This window comes from Cupriavidus sp. GW823-FHT07B10 (assembly GCF_058794355.1).
The window spans coordinates 978986-1000285 of sequence record NZ_JBXAGS010000001.1 but is presented as its reverse complement, the minus strand read 5'-3'; the positions used below and the strand labels follow the sequence as shown (position 1 = coordinate 1000285).

At 63.2% G+C, this 21300-nt stretch carries 24 protein-coding genes and 1 tRNA gene; 22 read left to right on the top strand and 3 right to left on the bottom strand.

The window, feature by feature from the left end; translation table 11 throughout:
- The first annotated feature begins 49 nt into the window (after positions 1 to 49).
- From AC1Q6V_RS04775 to AC1Q6V_RS04675, 21 genes are all read left to right on the top strand, one after another.
- A complete protein-coding gene (locus AC1Q6V_RS04775; protein WP_011614834.1) occupies positions 50 to 1066 on the top strand; it encodes a class 1 fructose-bisphosphatase in 1017 nt (338 codons plus the stop codon).
- Positions 1067 to 1216: 150 nt separating this feature from the next.
- Positions 1217 to 1292, top strand: a tRNA-Thr gene (locus tag AC1Q6V_RS04770).
- A 173-nt stretch (positions 1293 to 1465) separates the two neighbouring features.
- Complete coding sequence (locus AC1Q6V_RS04765; protein ID WP_454750974.1) at positions 1466 to 2737, top strand: tyrosine-type recombinase/integrase; 1272 nt, start codon at positions 1466 to 1468, stop codon at positions 2735 to 2737.
- Positions 2738 to 2787: 50 nt separating this feature from the next.
- Positions 2788 to 3666 (top strand): hypothetical protein, encoded by an 879-nt coding sequence (locus AC1Q6V_RS04760; protein ID WP_454750975.1) that lies wholly within the window; start codon positions 2788 to 2790, stop codon positions 3664 to 3666.
- A 295-nt stretch (positions 3667 to 3961) separates the two neighbouring features.
- Positions 3962 to 4318 (top strand): helix-turn-helix transcriptional regulator, encoded by a 357-nt coding sequence (locus AC1Q6V_RS04755; RefSeq protein WP_454750976.1) that lies wholly within the window; start codon positions 3962 to 3964, stop codon positions 4316 to 4318.
- Positions 4319 to 4632: 314 nt separating this feature from the next.
- On the top strand, positions 4633 to 4866 hold the full coding sequence (locus AC1Q6V_RS04750) for a hypothetical protein (RefSeq protein WP_454750977.1): 234 nt from the start codon (positions 4633 to 4635) through the stop codon (positions 4864 to 4866).
- On the top strand, positions 4863 to 5087 hold the full coding sequence (locus AC1Q6V_RS04745) for a hypothetical protein (RefSeq protein ID WP_454750978.1): 225 nt from the start codon (positions 4863 to 4865) through the stop codon (positions 5085 to 5087). The genes AC1Q6V_RS04750 and AC1Q6V_RS04745 overlap by 4 nt, the downstream gene beginning before the upstream one ends.
- Positions 5088 to 5189: 102 nt before the next feature.
- Positions 5190 to 5657, top strand: a complete 468-nt coding sequence (locus AC1Q6V_RS04740; RefSeq protein ID WP_454750979.1) for a hypothetical protein — start codon at positions 5190 to 5192, stop codon at positions 5655 to 5657.
- 8 nt (positions 5658 to 5665) lie between these two features.
- Positions 5666 to 5950 (top strand): hypothetical protein, encoded by a 285-nt coding sequence (locus tag AC1Q6V_RS04735; RefSeq protein WP_454750980.1) that lies wholly within the window; start codon positions 5666 to 5668, stop codon positions 5948 to 5950.
- Between the two features lie 54 nt (positions 5951 to 6004).
- Positions 6005 to 6559 carry a hypothetical protein gene (locus tag AC1Q6V_RS04730; RefSeq protein ID WP_454750981.1) on the top strand — a complete coding sequence of 185 codons (555 nt, stop codon included), beginning with the start codon at positions 6005 to 6007 and terminating at the stop codon, positions 6557 to 6559.
- An 86-nt stretch (positions 6560 to 6645) separates the two neighbouring features.
- Positions 6646 to 6879 carry a helix-turn-helix transcriptional regulator gene (locus AC1Q6V_RS04725; RefSeq protein ID WP_062797548.1) on the top strand — a complete coding sequence of 78 codons (234 nt, stop codon included), beginning with the start codon at positions 6646 to 6648 and terminating at the stop codon, positions 6877 to 6879.
- A gap of 8 nt (positions 6880 to 6887) precedes the next feature.
- Positions 6888 to 7187 (top strand): hypothetical protein, encoded by a 300-nt coding sequence (locus tag AC1Q6V_RS04720; RefSeq protein WP_454750982.1) that lies wholly within the window; start codon positions 6888 to 6890, stop codon positions 7185 to 7187.
- Positions 7184 to 8113, top strand: coding sequence for a hypothetical protein (locus AC1Q6V_RS04715; protein ID WP_454750983.1), 930 nt, complete (start codon positions 7184 to 7186; stop codon positions 8111 to 8113). The genes AC1Q6V_RS04720 and AC1Q6V_RS04715 overlap by 4 nt, the downstream gene beginning before the upstream one ends.
- Positions 8110 to 9504 carry a replicative DNA helicase gene (dnaB, locus tag AC1Q6V_RS04710; RefSeq protein ID WP_454750984.1) on the top strand — a complete coding sequence of 465 codons (1395 nt, stop codon included), beginning with the start codon at positions 8110 to 8112 and terminating at the stop codon, positions 9502 to 9504. The genes AC1Q6V_RS04715 and dnaB overlap by 4 nt, the downstream gene beginning before the upstream one ends.
- 15 nt (positions 9505 to 9519) lie before the next feature.
- Positions 9520 to 9975 (top strand): GNAT family N-acetyltransferase, encoded by a 456-nt coding sequence (locus AC1Q6V_RS04705; protein ID WP_439671450.1) that lies wholly within the window; start codon positions 9520 to 9522, stop codon positions 9973 to 9975.
- Positions 9976 to 9988: 13 nt separating this feature from the next.
- On the top strand, positions 9989 to 10477 hold the full coding sequence (locus AC1Q6V_RS04700) for a hypothetical protein (protein WP_454750985.1): 489 nt from the start codon (positions 9989 to 9991) through the stop codon (positions 10475 to 10477).
- Positions 10478 to 10480: 3 nt separating this feature from the next.
- A complete protein-coding gene (locus tag AC1Q6V_RS04695) occupies positions 10481 to 12502 on the top strand; it encodes a hypothetical protein (RefSeq protein ID WP_454750986.1) in 2022 nt (673 codons plus the stop codon).
- Complete coding sequence (locus AC1Q6V_RS04690) at positions 12502 to 14940, top strand: lytic transglycosylase domain-containing protein (RefSeq protein WP_454750987.1); 2439 nt, start codon at positions 12502 to 12504, stop codon at positions 14938 to 14940. The genes AC1Q6V_RS04695 and AC1Q6V_RS04690 overlap by 1 nt, the downstream gene beginning before the upstream one ends.
- A complete protein-coding gene (locus AC1Q6V_RS04685) occupies positions 14937 to 17408 on the top strand; it encodes a hypothetical protein (RefSeq protein WP_454750988.1) in 2472 nt (823 codons plus the stop codon). Before AC1Q6V_RS04690 ends, AC1Q6V_RS04685 begins: the two co-directional genes overlap by 4 nt.
- A complete protein-coding gene (locus tag AC1Q6V_RS04680) occupies positions 17408 to 17635 on the top strand; it encodes a hypothetical protein (RefSeq protein WP_492316432.1) in 228 nt (75 codons plus the stop codon). Before AC1Q6V_RS04685 ends, AC1Q6V_RS04680 begins: the two co-directional genes overlap by 1 nt.
- 4 nt (positions 17636 to 17639) lie before the next feature.
- Complete coding sequence (locus tag AC1Q6V_RS04675) at positions 17640 to 17972, top strand: hypothetical protein (RefSeq protein ID WP_454750990.1); 333 nt, start codon at positions 17640 to 17642, stop codon at positions 17970 to 17972.
- A gap of 57 nt (positions 17973 to 18029) precedes the next feature.
- Here AC1Q6V_RS04675 and AC1Q6V_RS04670 read toward each other — a convergent pair whose 3' ends face one another.
- Positions 18030 to 18836, bottom strand: a complete 807-nt coding sequence (locus AC1Q6V_RS04670; protein WP_454750991.1) for a S1 family peptidase — start codon at positions 18834 to 18836, stop codon at positions 18030 to 18032.
- A 19-nt stretch (positions 18837 to 18855) separates the two neighbouring features.
- Positions 18856 to 19194 carry a hypothetical protein gene (locus AC1Q6V_RS04665; protein WP_454750992.1) on the bottom strand — a complete coding sequence of 113 codons (339 nt, stop codon included), beginning with the start codon at positions 19192 to 19194 and terminating at the stop codon, positions 18856 to 18858.
- A 175-nt stretch (positions 19195 to 19369) separates the two neighbouring features.
- On the opposite strand from AC1Q6V_RS04665, the gene AC1Q6V_RS04660 reads away from it, so the two are divergent.
- Entirely contained in the window at positions 19370 to 19843 is a 474-nt protein-coding gene (locus tag AC1Q6V_RS04660) for a hypothetical protein (protein ID WP_454750993.1), read from the top strand.
- A 472-nt stretch (positions 19844 to 20315) separates the two neighbouring features.
- Here AC1Q6V_RS04660 and ppk2 read toward each other — a convergent pair whose 3' ends face one another.
- Positions 20316 to 21233 (bottom strand): polyphosphate kinase 2, encoded by a 918-nt coding sequence (ppk2, locus tag AC1Q6V_RS04655; RefSeq protein ID WP_439671441.1) that lies wholly within the window; start codon positions 21231 to 21233, stop codon positions 20316 to 20318.
- Positions 21234 to 21300 lie beyond the last annotated feature (67 nt).

Genomic DNA, 21300 nt, shown 5'->3' with positions numbered 1-21300 from the left:
CAAGCGCGGCCGGGCATGTAGAATTGCGGCCATCCAAGGAGAACCAACCATGACTCGCATCAGCCTCACCCGCTACCTGGTCGAGGAGCAGCGCAAGCACAACACGATCCAGCCCGAACTGCGGCTGCTGATCGAAGTGGTCGCGCGCGCCTGCAAGGCCATTTCCAACGCTGTCAGCAAGGGCGCCCTCGCCGGCGTGCTGGGCTCGGCCGGCACCGGCAATGTCCAGGGCGAAACCCAGCAGAAGCTGGACGTGATCGCCAATGAAGTGCTGCTCGACGCCAACGAATGGGGCGGCCACCTCGCCGCGATGGCGTCGGAAGAAATGGAATCGTTCTACGAGATTCCCAACCGCTACCCGAAGGGCGAATACCTGCTGATGTTCGACCCGCTGGACGGCTCGTCGAACATTGACGTCAACGTCTCGATCGGCACCATCTTCTCGGTGCTGCACATGCCCAAGCCGGGCCAGACCGTGACCGAGGCCGACTTCATGCAGCCCGGCACCCACCAGGTCGCCGCCGGCTACGCTGTCTACGGCCCGCAGACCACCCTGGTGCTGACCGTCGGCAACGGCGTGCACATGTTCACGCTCGACCGCGAGGCAGGCAGCTTCGTGCTGACACACTCCAATGTGACGATCCCGGACGACACCAAGGAATTCGCCATCAACATGTCGAACATGCGCCACTGGGCCCCGCCCGTGCGCCGCTATATCGACGAATGCCTGGCCGGCGAAGAAGGCCCGCGCGGCAAGAACTTCAACATGCGCTGGGTCGCCTCGATGGTCGCCGACGTGCACCGCATCCTGACCCGCGGCGGCGTCTTCATGTACCCGTGGGACAAGCGCGAGCCGGAAAAACCGGGCAAGCTGCGCCTGATGTACGAAGCCAACCCGATGGCCATGCTGGTTGAACAGGCCGGCGGCGCCGCCACCAACGGCCACCAGCGCATCATGGACGTGCAGCCCGAAAAACTGCACCAGCGCGTCTCCGTGATCCTGGGCTCCAAGAACGAAGTGGAACGCGTCACCCGCTACCACCTGGAAGCCGAAGACAAGGCCTGATTCCGGCCGAGCGGCAACAGGACGGGGCGCCCAGGTGGCGCCCCGTTTTCTTTTGGCCCCGGCCGGATGGCACGGGCGACACAAAAGGGGTTCACAAGGCGGAAAAACGCTGCTACTATTGCGGGCTGTTCCAGTTCACCGGAACATGTTGCCGAAGTAGCTCAGTCGGTAGAGCAGCTCATTCGTAATGAGAAGGTCGGGGGTTCGATTCCTCTCTTCGGCACCAAAAGCATTCCCAAGTTTGACCAGCATTGCCCAATAACCCGCACAGCGTATAGCTCTGCGGGTTTTTTGTTGCCCACGGTTGCCCATCGTCACCTAACGATAACCACACTTTTTTGGGGTACGGTTGGGGGTATGGGGTATATTTTTGGGGGTATGGACTTCTGATGGCCCGAAATGCCGAAGCGAATCCTCCCCCTGACCGATGCGGACTGCAGGCAAACAAAATACGACGAGGAGAACAGCAACCGCCTGCGTGATGGTGGCGGCCTATATCTGGAACTCCTCCCTTCTGGCGCCAAGAAATGGCGCATGAAGTACAAGCGCCCTGGCACAAAGCAGGAGAACCTGCTGTCCTTCGGCGATTACCTCCCGAACTCCCGCGGCGTCAGCCTGGCTGAAGCCCGAGATAAGCGGGCGGAAGCCAAGAAGCTGCTTGCCAGCGGAATCGATCCGGCCCTGCACCGCGACATGGAGCGGGAGAAAGCCAAAGTCGCTGCCCTGAACACCTTCGAAGCCGTCGCCGAGGACTGGCTCAGCACCAAGCGCAAAGGCTGGAGCGCCAGCCATGACAAGCGCGTGACAGCCATCCTCAAGAATGACATCTACCCACAGATCGGGAAACGGCCGTTCTCAGAGATCAGCGGCCCCCTCATCCTGGCCGTGCTGCGGAAGATCGAGCAACGAGGGGCGCACCACATCGCCCTCAAGGCACTGGAGGCCTGCGGGGGTATTTGCCGGCGCGCCAGTGCAATCGGGGCGGCCGACCGCGACCCCAGCGTAGGTCTGCGCGAGCATCTGTCTCCGAAGCCCCCAACGAAGAACTATCCGCGCGTCACAGAAGCCGAACTCCCTCACCTCTTGGAGTTGGTCAGCGGCTACAAGGGAGCGCCGGAAACACGCTTGGCCATCAAGCTGATGATCCTGACGTTCCTTCGCACCAACGAGTTCCGATGGGGCAGATGGGACGAAATCGACTGGGAGGCGCAGGAATGGCATGTCCCCGCGACCAGGATGAAAGGAACCCTCGAGCAGAAGGCAGCAGATGAGACGCACGTTGTGCCGCTCAGCAAGCAGGCCATCGCCATCCTTCAGGAACTGCGCGAACTGACAGGCCGCTATGCCCTCCTCTTCCCCGGCACCAAAGATCCTGGGAAGGTGCCCATCTCAGCGGAGACCATCAACAAGGCGCTGAAGAGCCTGGGCTTCGAAGGCAAGCAGACTGGCCATGGGTTCCGCGGCCTGGCGTCCACCATCCTGAACGAGCGCAGCGGGTTTGATCACCGGGCAATCGAGCTGCAGCTCAGCCATGCGATCGGCAACAAAGTCAGCCGCGCCTACGACCACTCCGAGCGACTGGAAGAGCGCCATCTGCTTATGCAGTGGTGGGGGGACTACATCGACCAGAAGAGCGGCGCGAACGTCGTGCCACTGAAGCGCGCGGGCTAGACCAACATCGAGAATCAACAACAAGCGCTTTACACGCATAGAACGAAAAGATGAAGCGACTGATCTGGACTTTGGCCGCGGCAGCCTCAATTGCCGCCAGCGCAGCGGAACCCCCAACGAGCGACAACGAAGCCGCCACCACCGTCGCGACAAGCCCACAAGGACAACAGGCACCGGCAGCCACCAACCCGATCGCACCGATATCGGATGGCGGCCGCAAGGGGCGCGAAGAACAGCAAGCCTTTGACAGCCGGTGGACAATGATTTTTACCGGTTGCTCAGCCACCATCGGCACGCTTCAGTTATTCCTGTTCTTCTGGCAGTTGCGGCTCATGCGAGCATCAATGAAGGACACAGCGGAATCGGCGGGTGCAGCCATGGCCGCCGCGAAGGCTGCCGAACTAAACGCTCGCGCGGCTATTGGCATGGAAATCCCTGTTCTGGCAGTGCAACCGCCAGAGCTTCTTGCGACCAACGAGCCAGTTGGAGATGGCCCCTATGGCGGCTATGTGAACGATGGGCCGCCGACTGCGCATTCTGGCGTCGGCGGCTTCAGGATCACCAACCACGGAAGAACACCGGCCTTCCCCGTGCACTTCGCCGCTGGCTGGCAAGTCGCATCAGCACTACCAGAAATACCTCAATACCTGAAGGCAACCAGGCTGAATCACGCATCAATCCTCAAACCGGAAGACGACCTGTACGTTGACGAACACTACGGGATAGACCTGACCGCGGAAGAGCTGCTGGCAACGACCGAGGGAACACAATGGCTGTGGTTCTATGGTTGCATCCGCTACCGAGACTTCTTGGGGCAGGAGCGCAATCATCGTTTCTGCTGGCGCTTTGCCAATCGAGAACTCGATGGCGCCCTCTATTACTTCGCCAGCGATGGAGATCCGCCTGCGGCCTTCATCGAACATGACTAGCCCAGGCGCCAGACAATAGACGGAAATAGAGGTATTGCAAAACCCGCCACCAGCTTGGGTTTGACGGCCATTCTGCACAGCGAATTGCAATAGACAGCATCGCCTATATTTTCGGCGCAGCAGGAAAACAACGCTTTGTGAAATCGCTGTCACGCACCTGAAGAAATAGGCGAAGCCACTTGCATCGAGCGCCAGGAGCCCTGTCTAGAATCGCCGCCAGGTTGTGAGAGACCAGTCCTCGCTACCCGCACCGCCCGCGCTACTAGACGCGGCCCTCCACGATTCTCGACCGTGAATGCCGAAGCTGAACACGATCTACACCTCCTCTGGCCCCATCCTCACCACGAAGCAAAGGCCAACGCGGCGCGCTGCCGCCGCTGCGCCTGGCCGTCAAACCCAAGAAGCGGCACCAGACCGCCAGCAGGTGCCGGCACTTGAAGGCATTCAGCCCCAGACCTTGCCACGCGACGGCTACTCCCGTTTCAAGCAGCTTCAGCCCTTCCTGCCGGTCAGCCGCGAGAAGTGGCGGCAGTTGACGCGCGACGGACGGGCGCCTGCACCGGTCCGTCTGGGCGCTCGATGCACGGTCTGGAAGAACAGCGACGTGCATCAGTGGCTCGCTGACCCACTGAACTACAAGGCAGCGGACTAGCGCTCAGACAGCGCTATTGGTCAACGCTTGCAAGTACTTGTAAACCGCGGCCAATTGGATATACTGCAGTTGTCTTCGAGACAAAGAAGACCGGGTTTGGCGACCTGAACTACCTACGGCGGACTGCCGCTCTTGCGGCTTTTTTTTGTCCGTGCATGCGCTCGCGCGCGCCTCTCCAATGGCGGGCCGGGTGGGGCAGCCTTCGGGCTGGCCGGTTTCCGTAGGTACCGGTTCGCCAACCCCGCCGTCCGGCCCGCCGCCTCACTACTGCGCTCAACAGGCTGCAGGCCTTGTACCCCAAATTGGAGGTTGCAATGCCCAAAGTCACTCAAATCACCGCCCCTGCCCAACCAGCGGTATCGATTGATGTCGATCGCCTGGATCGCATCGAGTCGGCCTCAATGCAGTTGCATTCCCTGCTCGTCGCGATCTCGGGCGAAGGCTTCAAGTCGTTCCAAAGACTCGCTGATCAACATCAGGACAACCTGCTCTGGCTTGCCCGAGATCTCGCGGGTGAACTCTCAAGCCTTGTTGGGAGCAAGCAATGAACTCGCATGCCACGCGCAATATTGTCAGCCTTGCCGAGTACCGTGCCCAGAGGGCACCAGAGCCGACAACGATCAGCATCAACCTCAATCCCGACGGGACGATTGGTTACAGCCACAGCAATCTTCGAGACGAAGATGCATTCAAAGCTTTGGTCGGTTGCTACTGCTTGATGGGCCAATTTATGAAGCAACTCAGGGACAAGCAGGAAATCGAAGCCTGAGCAACAACCCGTCCATCTGAAGACCACGCTCTTGAAACACACAACATAACCCGCGATTCGTGCTCTCCCGTTGGCGGGCGCGCCTTTCTCTTGGAGCTGACCATGAGGCTCGAGCAATTTCACACTCGCGATAGGTCCTATGGGGCCTGGCATCGCGCGCCGTCTATCCAACGTTTCATCGCGCCGAACGAGGCAGAAGCGCTGACGATGGTGGACCTGGACTCTGTCGTGTTCACCGAGTATGAGGGTCGCGGGAAAGTGCCGCTGGTGCTGGTGGAAGTTGCCCGAGATATCGGCCAGGACAAGCCGGCGGGTGTGCTCCAGGGCCTGGCACGGCTCGCCGATGTGCCCGCATACGTCGCCCTCTACACCCCTTCCGACCTACCAAACCCAGCGAATCCGAACTGGTCGGACATCGATCATTTTCGAGTTCGGAGACTATGGCCACACCCTGAGCAACGCTGGCGGGAACTCACCCCGACAGAATGGGCGCGAGCACTGCTGCAGATTCGTGGGTGGCAACTCCAGCGATTCGCCCAGCGCAGCGCAGCCAACGATGACCACTACTAGGAAACGACATGGAACAGACAAACGAAGCAGTGAGACCATCGGCGTCTACCCTCCGATGGCTCGGCGACAACATCTCCTTCGATGCCAGCAGGCCAGCCACAATCGAATTCGAGGACGCCAATGGCAAGCCTTTGTACCTGAGCCTTGCTGAAGCATTGGCACGCGCCGAGGAGGTCGACAACTACGGCCTGGGCCGGATCGTCTCCGGCGCCGGCTTCGCCGCCGAGCGCGGCTACCTGTGCACGGCCGACGCCGAATCGTGGCGACGCTGGCGGTTACACGCGCGCAACTAGGTAGCCAAGCAACGAGGAATGCCGGCGGATTGCCGGCTTCCACAAGGAAGGACCATGAGTGAGACCAGTGACCAGAAGCCGCGAGCCGACACCGCCGAGAGCAATGGCGAATCACCTTACGCCCAATATCTCAGGGCGAAGGAGAAGCGCCTGGAGACCGGCGCCTTCTCCCGTGACATTGTCCGTACGATGCAGCAAGCCTTTGCGCGCGCGCTCAAGTCAGGCGAGCCCATGCCGGAAGAAATGCTGGTCGAGCTCCGCTTTGCCTTCGAGGACCTTTGCGCCGGGATCAAGCCCGATCTCTTCTCTGTCATCGCGGCGGGCGGCGCAGAGCCTCCGATCGCCAAGTACCTGCAACAGGATGGCCTACGGTATATCGAGTGGGCGCAAGACGGGCGCATCGACGATCCCACACCGGTAGCGACCGTCGCAAAGGCCTATGGCGTCACTCAGAAAACGGTTCGTAAGTGGCGACAAAAGCAGCAGGAAGACGGCATCGCATTGCCAAAACTCGTGTTCGACAACGCCGAGCATGTGCGCCGGATGCTCAAGATCGCATCGGGCCAGTACAAGGCGCGGATACCCAAGCGAGGCCGACAAGCTACCTGACGAACTCTAGTCGCCCGTATTAAGTTCCCTGCCAACAGCCAAGAATGCTTCCACCGCCAACAAACTACGGCAAGTGAGGAAGCAAGATGGCAAAGAAGAAAGACCAGAGCCAAACCCCCACCATCCTTCCCAAGGACGGGGTCTCGCGGTTCGGACAGATCGCTCCTTTCATCCCGTTCTCCCGGGAAACCTGGCGAAAGCTCGTGCAGGCTGGCAAGGCACCGCAGCCAATCAAAATGGGCGACCGCTGCACTGTCTATCGCAATGCGGAAGTGCATGCCTGGCTCGCCGATCCGGTGAACTACCGCGCCGCCCAGTGAGGTCGGCCATGAACGCGATCTCGACCGGTGTCAGCCGGCGTCAGCATAGCCAGCGCTCGCCCGAAGCTCAATCCTCCCCTCGCCGCTTCGGCGGCCCTGGCTGGCCGCCGGTGCGTCGTACGCAAATCCGCGGCGAATGGCGGGTCACCAAGGACATGATCTGGCCTGCCGTCGTCTGGAACGACGGGTACTGCTGGGCCTACTTCCACGATCTCACGCCGGACACCCTGCAGTGGGTGATGGACATGCTGCGCGAAGCCGAGTTTGACCGGCATCCTCCAGGCATTGTCAGGTGGGGAGGGGCATGATGGCGACCACTTCCGAACCGCAAGCAGCGCCGCGCGCTCGCTACCGAAAGATCGAGGTTCGCATGTGGGGGGACGAGAAGTTTCGCGCCCTTTCCCCACTGCAGCCATCCGCCCAGGCGCTGTGGGTCTTCCTCCTGACTGGTCCGCACACTGGCCCCATCCCGGGCTTGTTCCGCGCCGGCCGCGCCGCGCTCGCCGAGGAACTGGACTGGCCGGTGGAAGCCTTCGATGAAGCCTTCCGGGAAGTCTTTCGGGAAGGCATGGCGAAAGCCGACTGGAAGGCCAAAGTTGTGTGGATCCCCAATGCCCTGAAATGCAACAAACCTGAGTCGCCAAACGTGGTGAAGTCCTGGGCTTCGGAGTGGTCGCAAATCCCCGAATGCGCACTCAAGCGCGAGGCCTTCGAATCCCTGAAAGCCAATACCTGCGCGCTTTCCGAGGCTTTCGGGAAGGCTTTCACAGAGGCTTTCGGTATGCCTTCCGGAAAGGCTTCCGGGAAGGCATGCGGTAATCAGGAACAGGAACAGGAACAGGAACAGGAACAGGAACAGCAAGACTCTGGCGACCCTTCCGGGTCACCTGCCGGCAGCAAGACTGCCAGCCAGCAGCAGAAGCCGGCATGTCCTCATTCCGAAATCGTGGCGCTCTACCACGAGGTTCTGCCGATGTGCCCAAGCATCCGAGACTGGACGCCAACTCGGCAAGCCAACCTGCGTGCGCGTTGGAACGAAGAAGCCAAACGCCAGAGCCTCGACTATTGGCAGCGGTTTTTCATCTACATCGCAGAGTCCGACTTTCTCACCGGCAGGTCCAAGACCCAGGAGGGGCGCAAACCCTTCATTGCCAGCCTGGACTGGATCGTCAAGCCCGAGAACTTCACGAAGATCCGTGAGGGGCGCTATCACCACGAGGACACTTCAGCATGACCACACCAGACGATTTCCCGCAGCCGCGGGCGCTGTACAGCCTGGAAGCCGAGCAGGCAGTCCTTGGGGGCCTCCTGCTCGACAACAACGCTGTGGACCGCATCAACGGCCTGGAGCCGGCGCACTTCTACCGCGATGACCACCGCGAGGTTTTCGGAGCGATCTACCGCCTGGTGGTGGCCAACCGGCCAGCCGACATCGTGACCGTGTTCGAGATGCTGCAGGCGCATGGCAAGGCCGAGCGCATCGGCGGATTGGGCTATCTGACCGAACTGGCTCACCGCACTCCCAGCACCGCGAACATTGCCCGATATGCCGAGACCGTGCGCGAGCGCGCCCTGCTCCGCGAGACGCTTGCAGTGGCGCGGAAGGTGCAGGAAATGGTCGAGACGCCCGGGCCGATGAAGGGTCCCGAGATCCTCGATCGCGCACAGGGCATGCTGGCCAAACTGGCTCAGATCGGCGTGCGCAAAGAGCCGAAGATGCTTCGCGAGCTGCTGGCCGAGTTTTGCGACACCGTGGACGCCCGAGCGCACGGCTCCGGGGAAACGGCAATCCGGACGGGTTTGGAACCGATGGACAAGGCTCTGAACGGTGGCCTGCGCCGCGGCAATCTGGTGATCGTTGCCGGCCGCCCGTCGATGGGAAAGACAGCCCTGACCACCGACATTGGCCTGAATATCGCCTCCAGCCACAGCGTCCTGCTCCTGTCGATGGAGATGTCAGACCAGGAGATCGTCGCGCGCGCCGTCGCGAACCGCGGCGGGCCATCGCTGGCCAAGCTACTCGGCCAGCTCGATCCGGGCGATACGGCTGCCTGGCAGCGGTTCACCCAATCGGTGCAGCACGTCGACGGCCTCAACTTCGCAGTGGACGATTCGCCGGCCCTGACGCTGCTGGAAGTCCGAATGAAGGCCAAGGCGCACCAGCGCAAACATGGTCTGGACGTGCTGATCGTCGACTACCTCGGCCTGATGACAGGCGGCGAGGAAAAGATGCGTACCCAGCAGATTGGCGCCTACTCGCGCGGCCTGAAGGCGCTGGCGAAAGAACTGAACGTCCCTGTGATCGCACTGGCACAGCTCAGTCGCAAGAACGAAGACCGCCCCGACCGCAAGCCGATCCTCTCGGACCTGCGCGACTCGGGCGACATAGAGCAGGACGCCGACGTGGTGATGTTCGTGCACCGGCCGGAGATGTATGAGCCGAACAACCCGGATCTGAAGGGGTTTGCGGAGGTGCTGGTCCGCAAGCAGCGCAACGGCGCACTCGGTGACATCCCGCTGCGCTACCGCGGTTCCGTGACCAGGTTCGAGCCCTGGACCGGACCGACGCCCACTTCTCATGGCGGAAGCCCAGCACGCCGGCGCGGCATTGCCGCCGAGCTCTGACACCCGGATGACACGATGATTCGCACCGCAACCCTCGAAGACCTTCCAGAAGTCCTGGCACTCGGCGAAATGCTGCATGCCGAGTCGCCCCGGTGGTCCCGCCTGTCCTTCAACCGTACGAAGGTGCTTGCCCTGATGCAGCACCTCGTCGAAAGCCCTGACGGCCTTCTGCTGGTCGCGGAAAGCAAAGGCGAAGTGCTGGGCGGTATTGCCGCCCTTTCCTTTTCCCACTGGTCAAGCGATGACCTTGTTGCGGAGGAAATCTCATTCTTCCTGCACCCAAAAATCCGGGGAAGCTTTGCTGCCACCCGCCTCATCTGCGCGATGCAGGCATGGGCCCGAATCCGCGGCGCCAAATCGCTCATCGTGGGCGCCTCCACTGGCATCTCCACCGAAGACACCGCACGCCTGTATGAGCGACTTGGTTTTCGGCGATGTGCCATCGGTCTCGAAGTCACCTTCCAACCTTGAAAAGGAGCAATAGATGGGTTTCGATCCTCTGACCATCGGTATCGGGCTGGCAGCCGCCGGCTCCGTGCTTGGTGCTGGTGCGGCCATCGTTCAAGGCCAGCAGCAAAATGCGCAAGCAGAAACGCAGGCGGAATTGACACGGCGCGACGCTGCGCAGCAGCAGGATGCAGCACTCGCGCAGGCCGAGAAAATCCGGCGCGCTGGCCGGCAGCAGCAGGCTGAGGCAACAGCCAATCTGGCAGCGTCCGGCGTCTCCATCGGCGCCGGCACGCCGCTGCGCATCAGCAACGAGATCTACAGGACGTCCGAGCAGGATGCCTACCAGACCATTCTCAGCGGCCGACGTGCCAACGACGCTGGCGCGGCACAGGCCGGGATGCTTGAGACTGCTGGGCAGAATGCGGCTACCGCCGGCTACCTGAATGCGGGCACATCCCTCCTGAGTGGAGCAGCAGCCGCATATACCGGTTGGGCGAAGCGCGGCCAACTGAAAGGGAGCTGACCGATGAAAATCAGCCTCGGAAATTTCGGCAATGTCGTGGCCAGGCCGGCCCCGCAGATCAACGTCCCTGACGGCGCCAGCGGGGAACAGATCAGCCGGGCCGCCGGTAATCTCGGCCGCACTGTCGCCCAGATCGGCACAGAGATGGCGAACGAGCAGCAGCGGTTGGAGGACGACCTTGCCCGCAGCAAGTCCGTGCTGGCGTACCAGGACCACGAACTGAACGCCAAGACCGCGCTCGCCGACAGCACTGCCCGGCTGCAGTCCGGCCAGATCGACCGCCTCGCGTACCTGGCCGAGGTGAAAGACACACTGTTCAAGTCGCAGAACGACACCATTGGCGCCCTGCCCGATAGCCACTACCGCCGCGTCGCCCAGGAGCAAGCCAATGGCATCGAGCGCGGCGTGCTGCTGCAGGCTGATGCGGCCATCCGGCAGGATCAGCAGCGCGAGTTCGCTACCAACGCGGGCGCCCTGCTCGATCGTGCCGGGAAGCTGGCGGGCCTGCCGGGCGCCGACGTTGCTGCCATCAATGAGACGGCCGGCAGCGCCTACGCGCAACTGGCGCGCGAGGCTGGCATTCCGCTGGACAAGGCGACCAAGACCGTCCAGGACTGGCGCGATGCGAACTGGGGCAACCAGGCAATGGGGCGCCTCGGCGCGGCCCGCGACATGGAATCCCTCACCCAGCTTCGCCATGACCTCACTGCGGCCGACGGCTTCTATGCCGACAAGCTGGACTCGGGCAAGCGCACGCAGGTGCTTAATGCCGTTGAAGGCCGGATCTACCAGTTGGACGAGCGCCAGGCACGCGCGCAGGACCGCCGCGACGCCAAGGCAAATCGTGCACTCGACGAAATGGACAAGCAGGCCGCCAGCGGCGAGCCACCCACGCTGGCCGATCAAGAGCGCTGGCGCGCGATGACGCTCGGCACGCCGGCTGAGGCCGAGTACCAGAGCCGCGTGAACGAGATGAACGAGGTACAGAAGCTGCTGCGCTCGCCTCTGGACGTGCAGGAGCGGTACCTCGCCCAGAAGCGCGACGACATGGCCAAGAACGGTGCCTCGGTGCGCGACCAAGCGAACATGGACCGTCTCACCCGAGCTATCGAGGAAAACAAAAAGCTGATGCGGGAACAGCCCCTGCTGTTCAGCGCGCGGCGTACGGGCACCGACCTGGCCCCTCTAGACCTTTCCGCCGTCCTCCAGCCCGGCGGCGCCCAGCAGGTCGGCGAGCAGCTCCGCGAGCGTTTCGACACCGTGGCAGCGGTGCGCCGGCAGTATGGCCCCGAAGTAGCCATGAACCCATGGCGGCCGGAAGAAGCCACTGCGCTCAAGGCATTCATGCAAGCGGCACCCGATGCTGGGAAACTCACCATGCTGTCGATGATCGCCGCGGCTTCGCCCTCCGGAAAGTCGTACCGCGACGCTCTCGCGCCCCTTGCGGCTGACCAACCGATCACGGTCTTGGCGGGGATGGCACGGTATCGGGGCTTGCAGGGAGATGCCGGCACCGACGTGGCGGGCACGCTGCTGCTCGGGGCAAAGGTCCTAGCCGACAAATCGGTCAATCTGCCCAGCGATTCGAAGCTACAGGCCGATTTTTCCGACGGGGTGGGCACTGCCCTACCCCAAGGCAGCACAGCCCGCCAGGAGGCGTTTCTGGCGTTCAAGGCCATGTACGCCGGCATGGCCAGCCAATCCGGCGTGAAGCACGATGGCACAAACCCAGAGGTCAACACTTTCTTGGCAAGTCAGGCCCTCGGCCTCGCCACCGGCGGGATCATCGAATACGCCGGCGCCAAGGTGGTGAAGCCATATGGCATGCCTGATGCGGACTTCACGGACCGTGTCGCAGCGCAGATCGAGCTACTTGCCTACCAGAGCGGGCTTGCCGGCCGTGCCCTTCGCGGTCTCCCACTCGTGCCGGTGCCAAACGCCGAGGGCAGCTACTACCTACAGAACGGGCGGCAGTTCCAGGCCAACCCGCGGACCGGTCAACCCCTTATCGTGAAGGTGCGCTGATGACCTGGCTTGCGACTTTTGGCACAGACGAGGACAACGCCAACCTCCTCTCCCAGCGGGGTTTGACGGCGGAGACACCGGAGGGCGGCGCGTTCGACGGCGCCCTGGTGGCTACCGGCAAGGGTGTCATGAAGGGTGCGGCGCGCATAGGGCAGACGGTGGCCATGGCAGGCACAGTGGTGCCCATCGCCCTGGACAAGGTGACCGCCCGAGACAACTTCAGCGGCAGCAGCCTCACCGACAAGTACTTCACCAGTGTGGTTGACCCGATCAACAGCTCAGTGGACTACTGGACCACCGACGCCCGCACGACCGGCAGCGTCGGCCGCGTGATCGCCGGACTCGGGGAAGGACTGACGCCGCTGCTGCTCGGCCCCGAAACCATGATCGCCACCGCTCAGATGGGCGCAACGATTGATCTGGCGCGCGAAGGCGTGGATCCGACCACGGCGGTAGGCGTCGGGGCCGGCATCGGCGCCGCCAATGCCCTCGGGCTGAAGATGGGGGCGCTTGGCAGTACGCTGGCCAAGAAGGTAGTGACGGGCGCCGCGGGCAACGTAGCAGTCGGCGCGGGGAGCGATATTGTTTCGTCGCAGGCGCTGGAGCTGCGGGGCTATGCCGACCAGGCCAAGCGCTTCAACCCTGCAGACCCAACTGCCCGCACGCTCGACCTCTTCATGGGCGCAGCCTTTGGGGGCGTGGCCCATGTGACCGGTCGGTCCGCGGCAGTCGATCAGGATGCCTCCCTTGCGGCAAGGAACATCCACCACTACACCGAGCAGACCTCGCCGGGCACGCCCGCCGGCCCGGAATCTCTGACCAAGCATCAGGCGGCGCTCGATGCGGCGATCAACCAGCTCATGCGCGGGGAACGGGTGGACGTGGCCAAGGCCATTGGGGGCGCCGAGTTCCGCACGTCCGTACCACCCGCAGGCCGTCAAACCCAGGTGGCTGAGCGCTTCACGCCGTCCGAAGCCCTTCATGGCGTCCCCCTTGCTCAACGCCGCGCGCTGCGCTTCGACGCCCCGGAACTGAATGGCTACGCCGCACTGGTCGAGCAGCGCCTGGGTTTGCCGTCCGGCATCCTCAATGCCCTGAAGAACGCCGGGGAGCGGTCCAACAGCAATCAGGTCAGCCCCGCCGGCGCGCGCGGGGTGATGCAGTTCATGCCGGAGAACCTGCGCAAGTTCGGCGTCACCGATCCCACAGATCCGGCTCAGATGATCGATGCCGCCGGCCGGTACGTGCAGTCAACCATGAGGCAGTACGGCGGTAACCTTGACGCCGTCATTGCGGACTACAACGGCGGCCCGCGGCAAGCCCGCCTGGTCATGGAGGGCAAGACCCCGGCAGCCGAGGAAACCCGGGCATACCTGGACCGGGTCAAGCGCTACTTGGCAGGGACCATTCCCGAGCGCCAGGCCGCGGTGTCCGCCCGCTCTGCCGCCAGCATCGAGGCCGGCCGGGATGCCCGCGCCTCGCTGCCCGACGACCTGATTGCCAGTTGGGGCGTAAAGGGCGCGGACGAGATCGCAGCAGTGCGCAGCCATCTGGATGAAATCGCCAGAGTGGCAACCGCTCCCGCGGAAGTCGGCAGGCTCGATCCCTGGGGCGGCGTATCTCTGCGCGAGATGGGCCAGGCTCGTGGCCTCGCCGACGCCATCGCCCACGTCGAAGCGCTGCGTGCCGAATTGCTGCCTGCCGCTGGTATGGCCGCCGAGCCTGGAGCGATCCGCGCGCTGCGTGCCGAGATCGAACAGCTACGCCGCGCTGCGCCGGACATCAGCGATGAGGCCATCAAGGCACGAGCCAAGGATCTGCAAGGCGGCGAGGACCGACTGAGCTACCGGCAAGCGCTGGCAGCAGCCCGCAAGGAAATAGCCGCGCTGGGGACCGAGCACGAATCGCGCGTGACCGCGCTGGAGCAGCAGGTCGAGACAAACCGCGTCGCCGAACAGGCGCGTCAGCAACTCGAAGCACTGGATCGGCAGATCGAGGGGCTCATTGGCGTTCGCGGCGGTCTGAATGCTCCCCCAAGCGCGCCGCGTGCGACGGCGCTCGCAGCCCGACAGGCTGCTGCAGAGCCGGCCGGGACGGGCGCCGCGCGCCCGGCAGAGGGTGGCGAGCCCGCCGGCGGCATCCCGCCGCTGCAGGAATCGCCAAGTAGCACTGCAACCGCTGCCACGCCGCCGTCAGGCGCCGGCGCCGCGCCCGTAGCCGGCCCTGAGCGCGCCCCCGCGGAGATCGCCGCAGTGCGCCAGGCGCTCGCAGACCAGCCAGACGCGTTCGTCATTGCCGGCTACGACGCCGACGGCCAGCCGATCCGCGTGCGCCTGGACGAAGCACTGGCCGACATCGAAGCGGAGTACCGAGCCGACCTGCAGGACGCAAAGGCATATGACGCCGCCGCGGCCTGTTTCCTGAGGAATGGAGCATGAACCCGAACTGCATCAAAGCCACCGAAGAGGCCATCGGCCGCCAGCTCACCCAAGCCGAGATCGCCGGAATCGAGGCGCGCCTGCGCGGCAACTTGCGCGAGATGGCCCGCACCGACTACGACAGCTTCGCTCAGATGACGCCTGAGCAGCGCCTGATGAGCGCCGCCCGCCGGGCTATGGAGCAAGACGCTGAGGTCGCAGCGAAGAAGGCACAGCGATCCGCCCAGAACCTGTTGGCCCAAACCCGGGAGGCAAACAGCCTGACGACCCGCGGCGTCGAGCTGACCATCGCGGGCCGCCGCCGGCCCTTCCACGCGGCTCTCTTTGAGCGCATGCGGCAGGTGGATGGGTATGTGCGCGGCGTGCAGTCCGAATTGTGGAGCCGGATGGTGGACACGGTGACTGCCGCCGAGCCCCGATTCTTTGGCCTGATGGAAGATCCTGCGGCCGTACGTGCCTTCGCTCAGGAGGTCTACGGGCAGGACAGCGGCAGCCAGGCGGCGAAGCAAGGCGCCAAGGCCTATCTCGAAACGATGGAGGCCACTCGGCAACGCGCGAACTCGGCCGGCGCCATGATCGGCAAGCTGGACTACGGCTATCTGCCGCAGGCCCACAGCGTTCGCGATGTGGCACGTGCGGGCAAGGATGCATGGGTGGACTACGTGATGCCGCGGGTAGACCGGGAGCGCTACGTCAACGAAGACGCTAGCGCCATGTCCGATGCCGAGATGGTGGCGTTCCTCGGCCACGCCTATGACACGATCTCCACCGAGGGGCGCAACAAGCTGGTGCCTGGGCAGACTGCACGCCCCAGCCGGGCGAGCCGGTTCGACGAAGCGCACCGCTCGATCCATTTCAAGGACGCGGACAGCTACCTGCAATACCTGAGCGAGTTCGGCCGGGGAAGCGTCTTCGAGCAGATCCAGGGCCACGTGACCATGATGGGCAAGAACATCGGCCTGATGGAATCGATGGGCCCGAACGCCGGCGCCACCTACCGCCTGCTGAAGGACACCGCGGAGAAGGCCGACAATGCAGCCGGTGCGCGGGAGTTCGGTGCCACGCTGGACATGGCCTGGGACACGCTGAACGGTGCGACCGCCCAGCCTGTATCCCAACGATTGGCCGACTTCGGCCAAGGCATCCGCAACTTCACCACAGCGGTAAAGCTGCAGGGGGTGATGCTCTCCTCCGTGACCGATGTGCCGCTGATGCTCACCGCAGCCAAGTACAACGGGATGCCATTGGGCCAGACCCTCACCAACACGTTGCGATCATTCGGCGGCGACACGCGCGCCGAGGCCGCACGGATGGGTTTGGCCGTCGAGAGCATCTCCAGCGAAATGCAGCGCTGGCACGGCGACAACCTGGCGCAGGGATGGTCTTCCAAGCTGGCGAACACCACCATGCGCCTGACGCTGGTCGAAGCCTGGACGAACGCTCTACGCCGGGGCTTTTCCCTCACTCTGGCGTCCCGCCTCGAGGGCATGCGGCAGGCGGACTGGGCGACGCTCAAACCCGCTGACCGCCGGCAATTTGCCGACTTTGGCGTCACGGAGCAGGATTGGCGCATCTGGCAGATGGCGGACGCCACCGAGTACCGCGGCCAAACCCTGCTCACGGCAGAGGCGCTGCGCAACATTCCAGACGAGCGACTTCGGGCCGCCGGCATTGCCGACCCAGTGGCGGCAGTCAACCAGGCATCGGCAAAGCTTCTGGGTTTCGTCGACAACGAGGCGCACACCGCCGTCCTGGGCCCGGATCTGATGACCCGCGCCACCCTCACCCAAGGTACAAAGGCCGGCACCGTGGGCGGCGAACTGGCACGCTCGACCACCCTGTTCAAGTCCTTCGCCTTTGCCATGATCTCGCGACACCTGCGGCGCCTGCAGAGCATCGAGACGGCCGGTGGCAAGCTTGCCTATTCCGCGTCGGTCATGACGGGTTTGACCCTGTTCGGTGCGCTGGCCATGCAGCTCAAGGATCTGGCTACCGGCAAGGACCCTCGCGACATGACGACGCCGAAGTTCTGGGGTGCGGCCTTCATGCAAGGCGGCGGGCTCGGCATCTTCGGCGACGTGCTGTACACCGGTCTTGGGGGCGACAGCCGCGGCGGCCAGGCCAACTGGACCGGGCTCCTCGGGCCGGTGGCCGGCACCGCGTTCGACCTGGGCAACGTCACGCTGGGCAATGTCGGCCAGGCGATGCAAGGCAAGGAGACGCATGCCGGCGCTGAGCTCGTGCGTTTTGGCCGGCAGAACATCCCATTCGCAAACCTGTGGTACCTGCGCGCGGCGGTCGACCACGCCTTCGTGCACGACATGCAGGAGACGCTCTCCCCGGGCTACCTGTCGCGCATGCGCCGCCGGCAGGAAAAGGAATGGGGCTCAGGGTTCTGGTGGGCCCCCGGCGAGGCCGCTCCCGATCGCGCGCCTGACGTGTCCACCGCGGTAGGAGGCCGTTCGTGATGCGGATCATCGACGTGAATGACCCAGCGACGCGCCGTGCGATGGAGGAAACCGACAGCCTGGAGGCCTTCGCGCGCCGGGTTGGCGCCCTGCCAAGCTCCTTCGACCACGGCCACTGGACCATGCTGAAGATCCTGATCGGCAACGGCTGTGGCGCCGCCGACCGCGCTCATGAGCCGCCGGCCCAGCCATCCAACGTCATCCCATTTCCTGCCGAGAAGGAGTAACCCCATGGACAAGGCTCGGCTGCGCAAGTACGAAGCGGACCGCAAGGAGGCTGGATTTCGCGAGATTCGGCCGTGTGTGCACGAGGACTTCCTTGTGAAGATCAAGGAATTACGGCTGCCAGGAGAGTGCATGGGCCGCACTCTCGAACGGCTGATCCTCGGCGAGGCGGTACCGCGCCCGCCCTTCTGGACACCGGAGGAAGCAGCTCAACGGGCTATGAAGAAGGCGGCGAAGCAACGCAAGACCAAGGTGGCCGCGACAGAGCCGCAGGCACTCGGCGGCACCCGGCATGCTGAACTGATGGCCGCCATCGCGCGACTGAAGCAGGTCGAGTAGCCCCCATATCGCGTGCGCGTGCGAAATACACGCGCGCACGCGAGGAAATGCGGGCGATTAGCTAGCAGCGTGACTCTTTGCCGATGCCCATTTCACTGGCTCCAATCCCAAACAAAGAGTTGATCCAGAGGGAATCCATAGTTTCTCTGTGTGACTTGCCTGAGATGCGTCGGTCAAGGCACGCTTGGTGATCATTCCGACCGCCATGCCTTTTGAATCGACCACCGGCCCACCACTGGCCCCAGAATGCACGCCGTTGTCGGCATAGAACACGCTGCACGTGAAGTCATCGTCTCCCGCTACAGAAGCGACGGTCCGTCGCAAATTGCCAACGACGCAGCGTTTAATCATGAGGTTTGCCATATCCGCTCCATAGCCCTTCGCCATGGCATCGAAGAACTCTGCAGCACCCGGCACAGATCGGGACATGTATCGATCGAATTCGAACGGCAGAACGACTTCGTCGGAAAACCCTGCCACGAAGACTTCTTGGCCCAATGTTACGTTCGCTGGTGAAATCGGAATGAAGGGATACGCCGCACCGTCAGCTTTTTTGGGCACAAGCACCGTCTGGTCAATGTAGAGCGGCTTGGTGAAACCTTGAACGCTGATGCCGATAACCGGCAGGACTTGCGCGTACTCCACAATCGCACGCCCCGGAAACTTGCAGAAGATCCTCCATTCAGGGTCATTGAATTCCTTGGTGCTGATAGGCACCTTAGCTGCCGACACATGCACTGCCGTAACGACCTGGCCGGTTTCCGTGAACGCAAAGCCTGTTCCTTCGCTGATCTGCTCATCCCCAAGAAAAACGTTGATATGGCAGCAAGCGGCGGAAATTTTGGAATAGAGTGATTCGTACATTTTTGAACTAAGGAAGCGATCAGACCTGATGTTGGGCCGCCCCCCATACGTTTTGAAGCGGCCCGAACAATTGTCCATCAAGTCTGGACTTTTCATTTCGATCGCTCTTCATCCGCGCGGCCGAAAACTCCATCCGCCTCATCGGCAGATCCGCCCGACTCTTCCCAGTGATGTGGCACCAGAAGGCGATCATTCGCTCGCCCTCGGGGTGGCGCGGCTGGGCGCCGCCGTTCTTCCACCCGAGGAACGTGCTGCGCCTCACGTTTGAGCCTGCGGCAATCTTGCTCGTGCTCTGGCCAGCGCGCTGCAATTGAATGAGCAACGCGTGCCAGTCCACCACCAATTCAGCGCTTTGCATCGCCGTCTCCCCGAGCCAACTGCCGGCTTTATATCAAAAAGACCAAGACTCTGGTGCCGGCCTTATTACCCTTAGTCATAATTCCGACACCGCGCACGCCGTCTCCACATTTCGCCAACGTTGCCCACTGCCGCCTACAATGAGCAGCAATGTGACGCCAAGAGGGGATAGAGGCATGGGATTCATGACCGCGATTTTTCGCTATTTCGACCGCCGGACAGACCGCGCGCATGCCGCGCAACTCGACTCGTTCCTCAGCGGGCTGGCCCGGATGACAGACGAAGAGATTGCCGAACTCGTCGTCTTCGCGACCCACGTCCGCCACGGGTTAGAGGCGGCGGGGACAACGGTGCTCGACCCGTTCACCCTGATGGTCAAGAAGCCTAGCGCCGAAACCCAACTGACGGCGCTGGCCATCGACTTGCAGAAGCAGGGCAACACCACCGCCTATGCGGCCACGGCGGTCTGGGTGCATTCGCTGCGAGCTGCCAGCCGTCAAACCCTGCGGGCGCTGGTGGCGCAAATGTGGCAGGAATTGCGTCGTGGCTTCCCCCACGTCGCCCAGGCCAGAGACAGTATCCGCGCTCGGGTTGGCACCGAGGTGGATATCTCCGACGCTACAGCGCTACCGCTGGGCCTCACGGCTTGATCCGGCGGCTCCCTTGACGGGGTACTGGGAAATTTTGGGGGTATGCAAGGTGGTACGAATCCCGCCGAATTGGATTGAGGCCATGCTGGTAGCCGGTTTGGAGGAACTTTCCGATTCCTCTCTTCGCACCACAGAATTCCAGGGCATCGCCCACACAAGCAAACCCGGACAGCATCACGCTCTCCGGGTTTTTTGTTGCCTGTGATCGGGCAAAGTCGGCGGTGGCAGCGGGCACCCCAGCCGATGCGCCCACCAGTAACGGAAAGGATGGTCGAAATCGGGATAAAGCACCGGCTGGCTGAAGCAGCCGGCACGCTTCATCAGGAGGTAGGCAGCAACCATGGCCGCCCAAAAAACTAGCAGTTCCACGATAACGGCCACCCTTGGATTTACAGGTGGCTGTTTTCATTATAGGTAGCCGCCTACCCCAGGGGGACGATGGCGCACCCGTGCAAACCCTAGGGCTGTTCCCTCAATACACATCCGGAACGATCATCTCCTTCGGCACCGGTTGCCGCACATAGTCCTCATGCCGTTCGCGCCCCGGCAGCACCACGCTGGGCGCCTCCACTTCCGCATAGGGCACCTGGCTCAGCAGGTGATGGATGCAGTTCAGCCGTGCGCGCTTCTTGTCGTCGGCCTGCACCACCCACCACGGCGCCTCGGCAATATGCGTGCGCTCGAGCATGATTTCCTTGGCCTTGGTGTAGTCCTCCCAGCGGCGCTGCGATTCCAGGTCCATCGGGCTCAGCTTCCACTGCTTGAGCGGATCGTGGATGCGGCTGAGGAAGCGCAGGCGCTGTTCGTCGTGCGTGATCGAGAACCAGTACTTGATCACCCGGATGCCGGAGCGCACCAGCATCCTTTCGAACTCGGGCACTGAGCGGAAGAACTCCTCGTACTGGTCGTCGGAGCAGAAGCCCATCACGCGCTCGACGCCGGCGCGGTTGTACCAGCTGCGGTCGAACAGCACGATCTCGCCGGCGGCGGGCAAGTGTGCCACGTAGCGCTGGAAGTACCACTGGGTGCGTTCGCGGTCGTTGGGCGCTGGCAGCGCCGCCACGCGGCAGACGCGCGGGTTCAGGCGCTGCGTGATGCGCTTGATCACGCCGCCCTTGCCGGCGGCGTCGCGTCCTTCGAAGATGATGACGATCTTGTGTCCGGTGGCTGCCACCCAGCTCTGCAGCCGCACCAGTTCGCCCTGCAGGCGGAACAGCTCGCGGAAATAGTGGCGGCGGCTGTCCTGCTCGGCCTCGTCGTCCAGGTGCACCGGATCGCCGAAGGCCTCGCTGGCTTCGCGGTCGTCCAGTTCCAGTTCGATCTCTTCGTCGTAGTAGTCGGCCACCTCGTTGTGGATGCGCCGCACCAACTCTGCTTCGCCCGGTCTCATCTGATCTGCTCTCCCTGTGGATACAACGCGGTCGCGCCGATACTCGCATGCCGGTATTGCAGCCGCG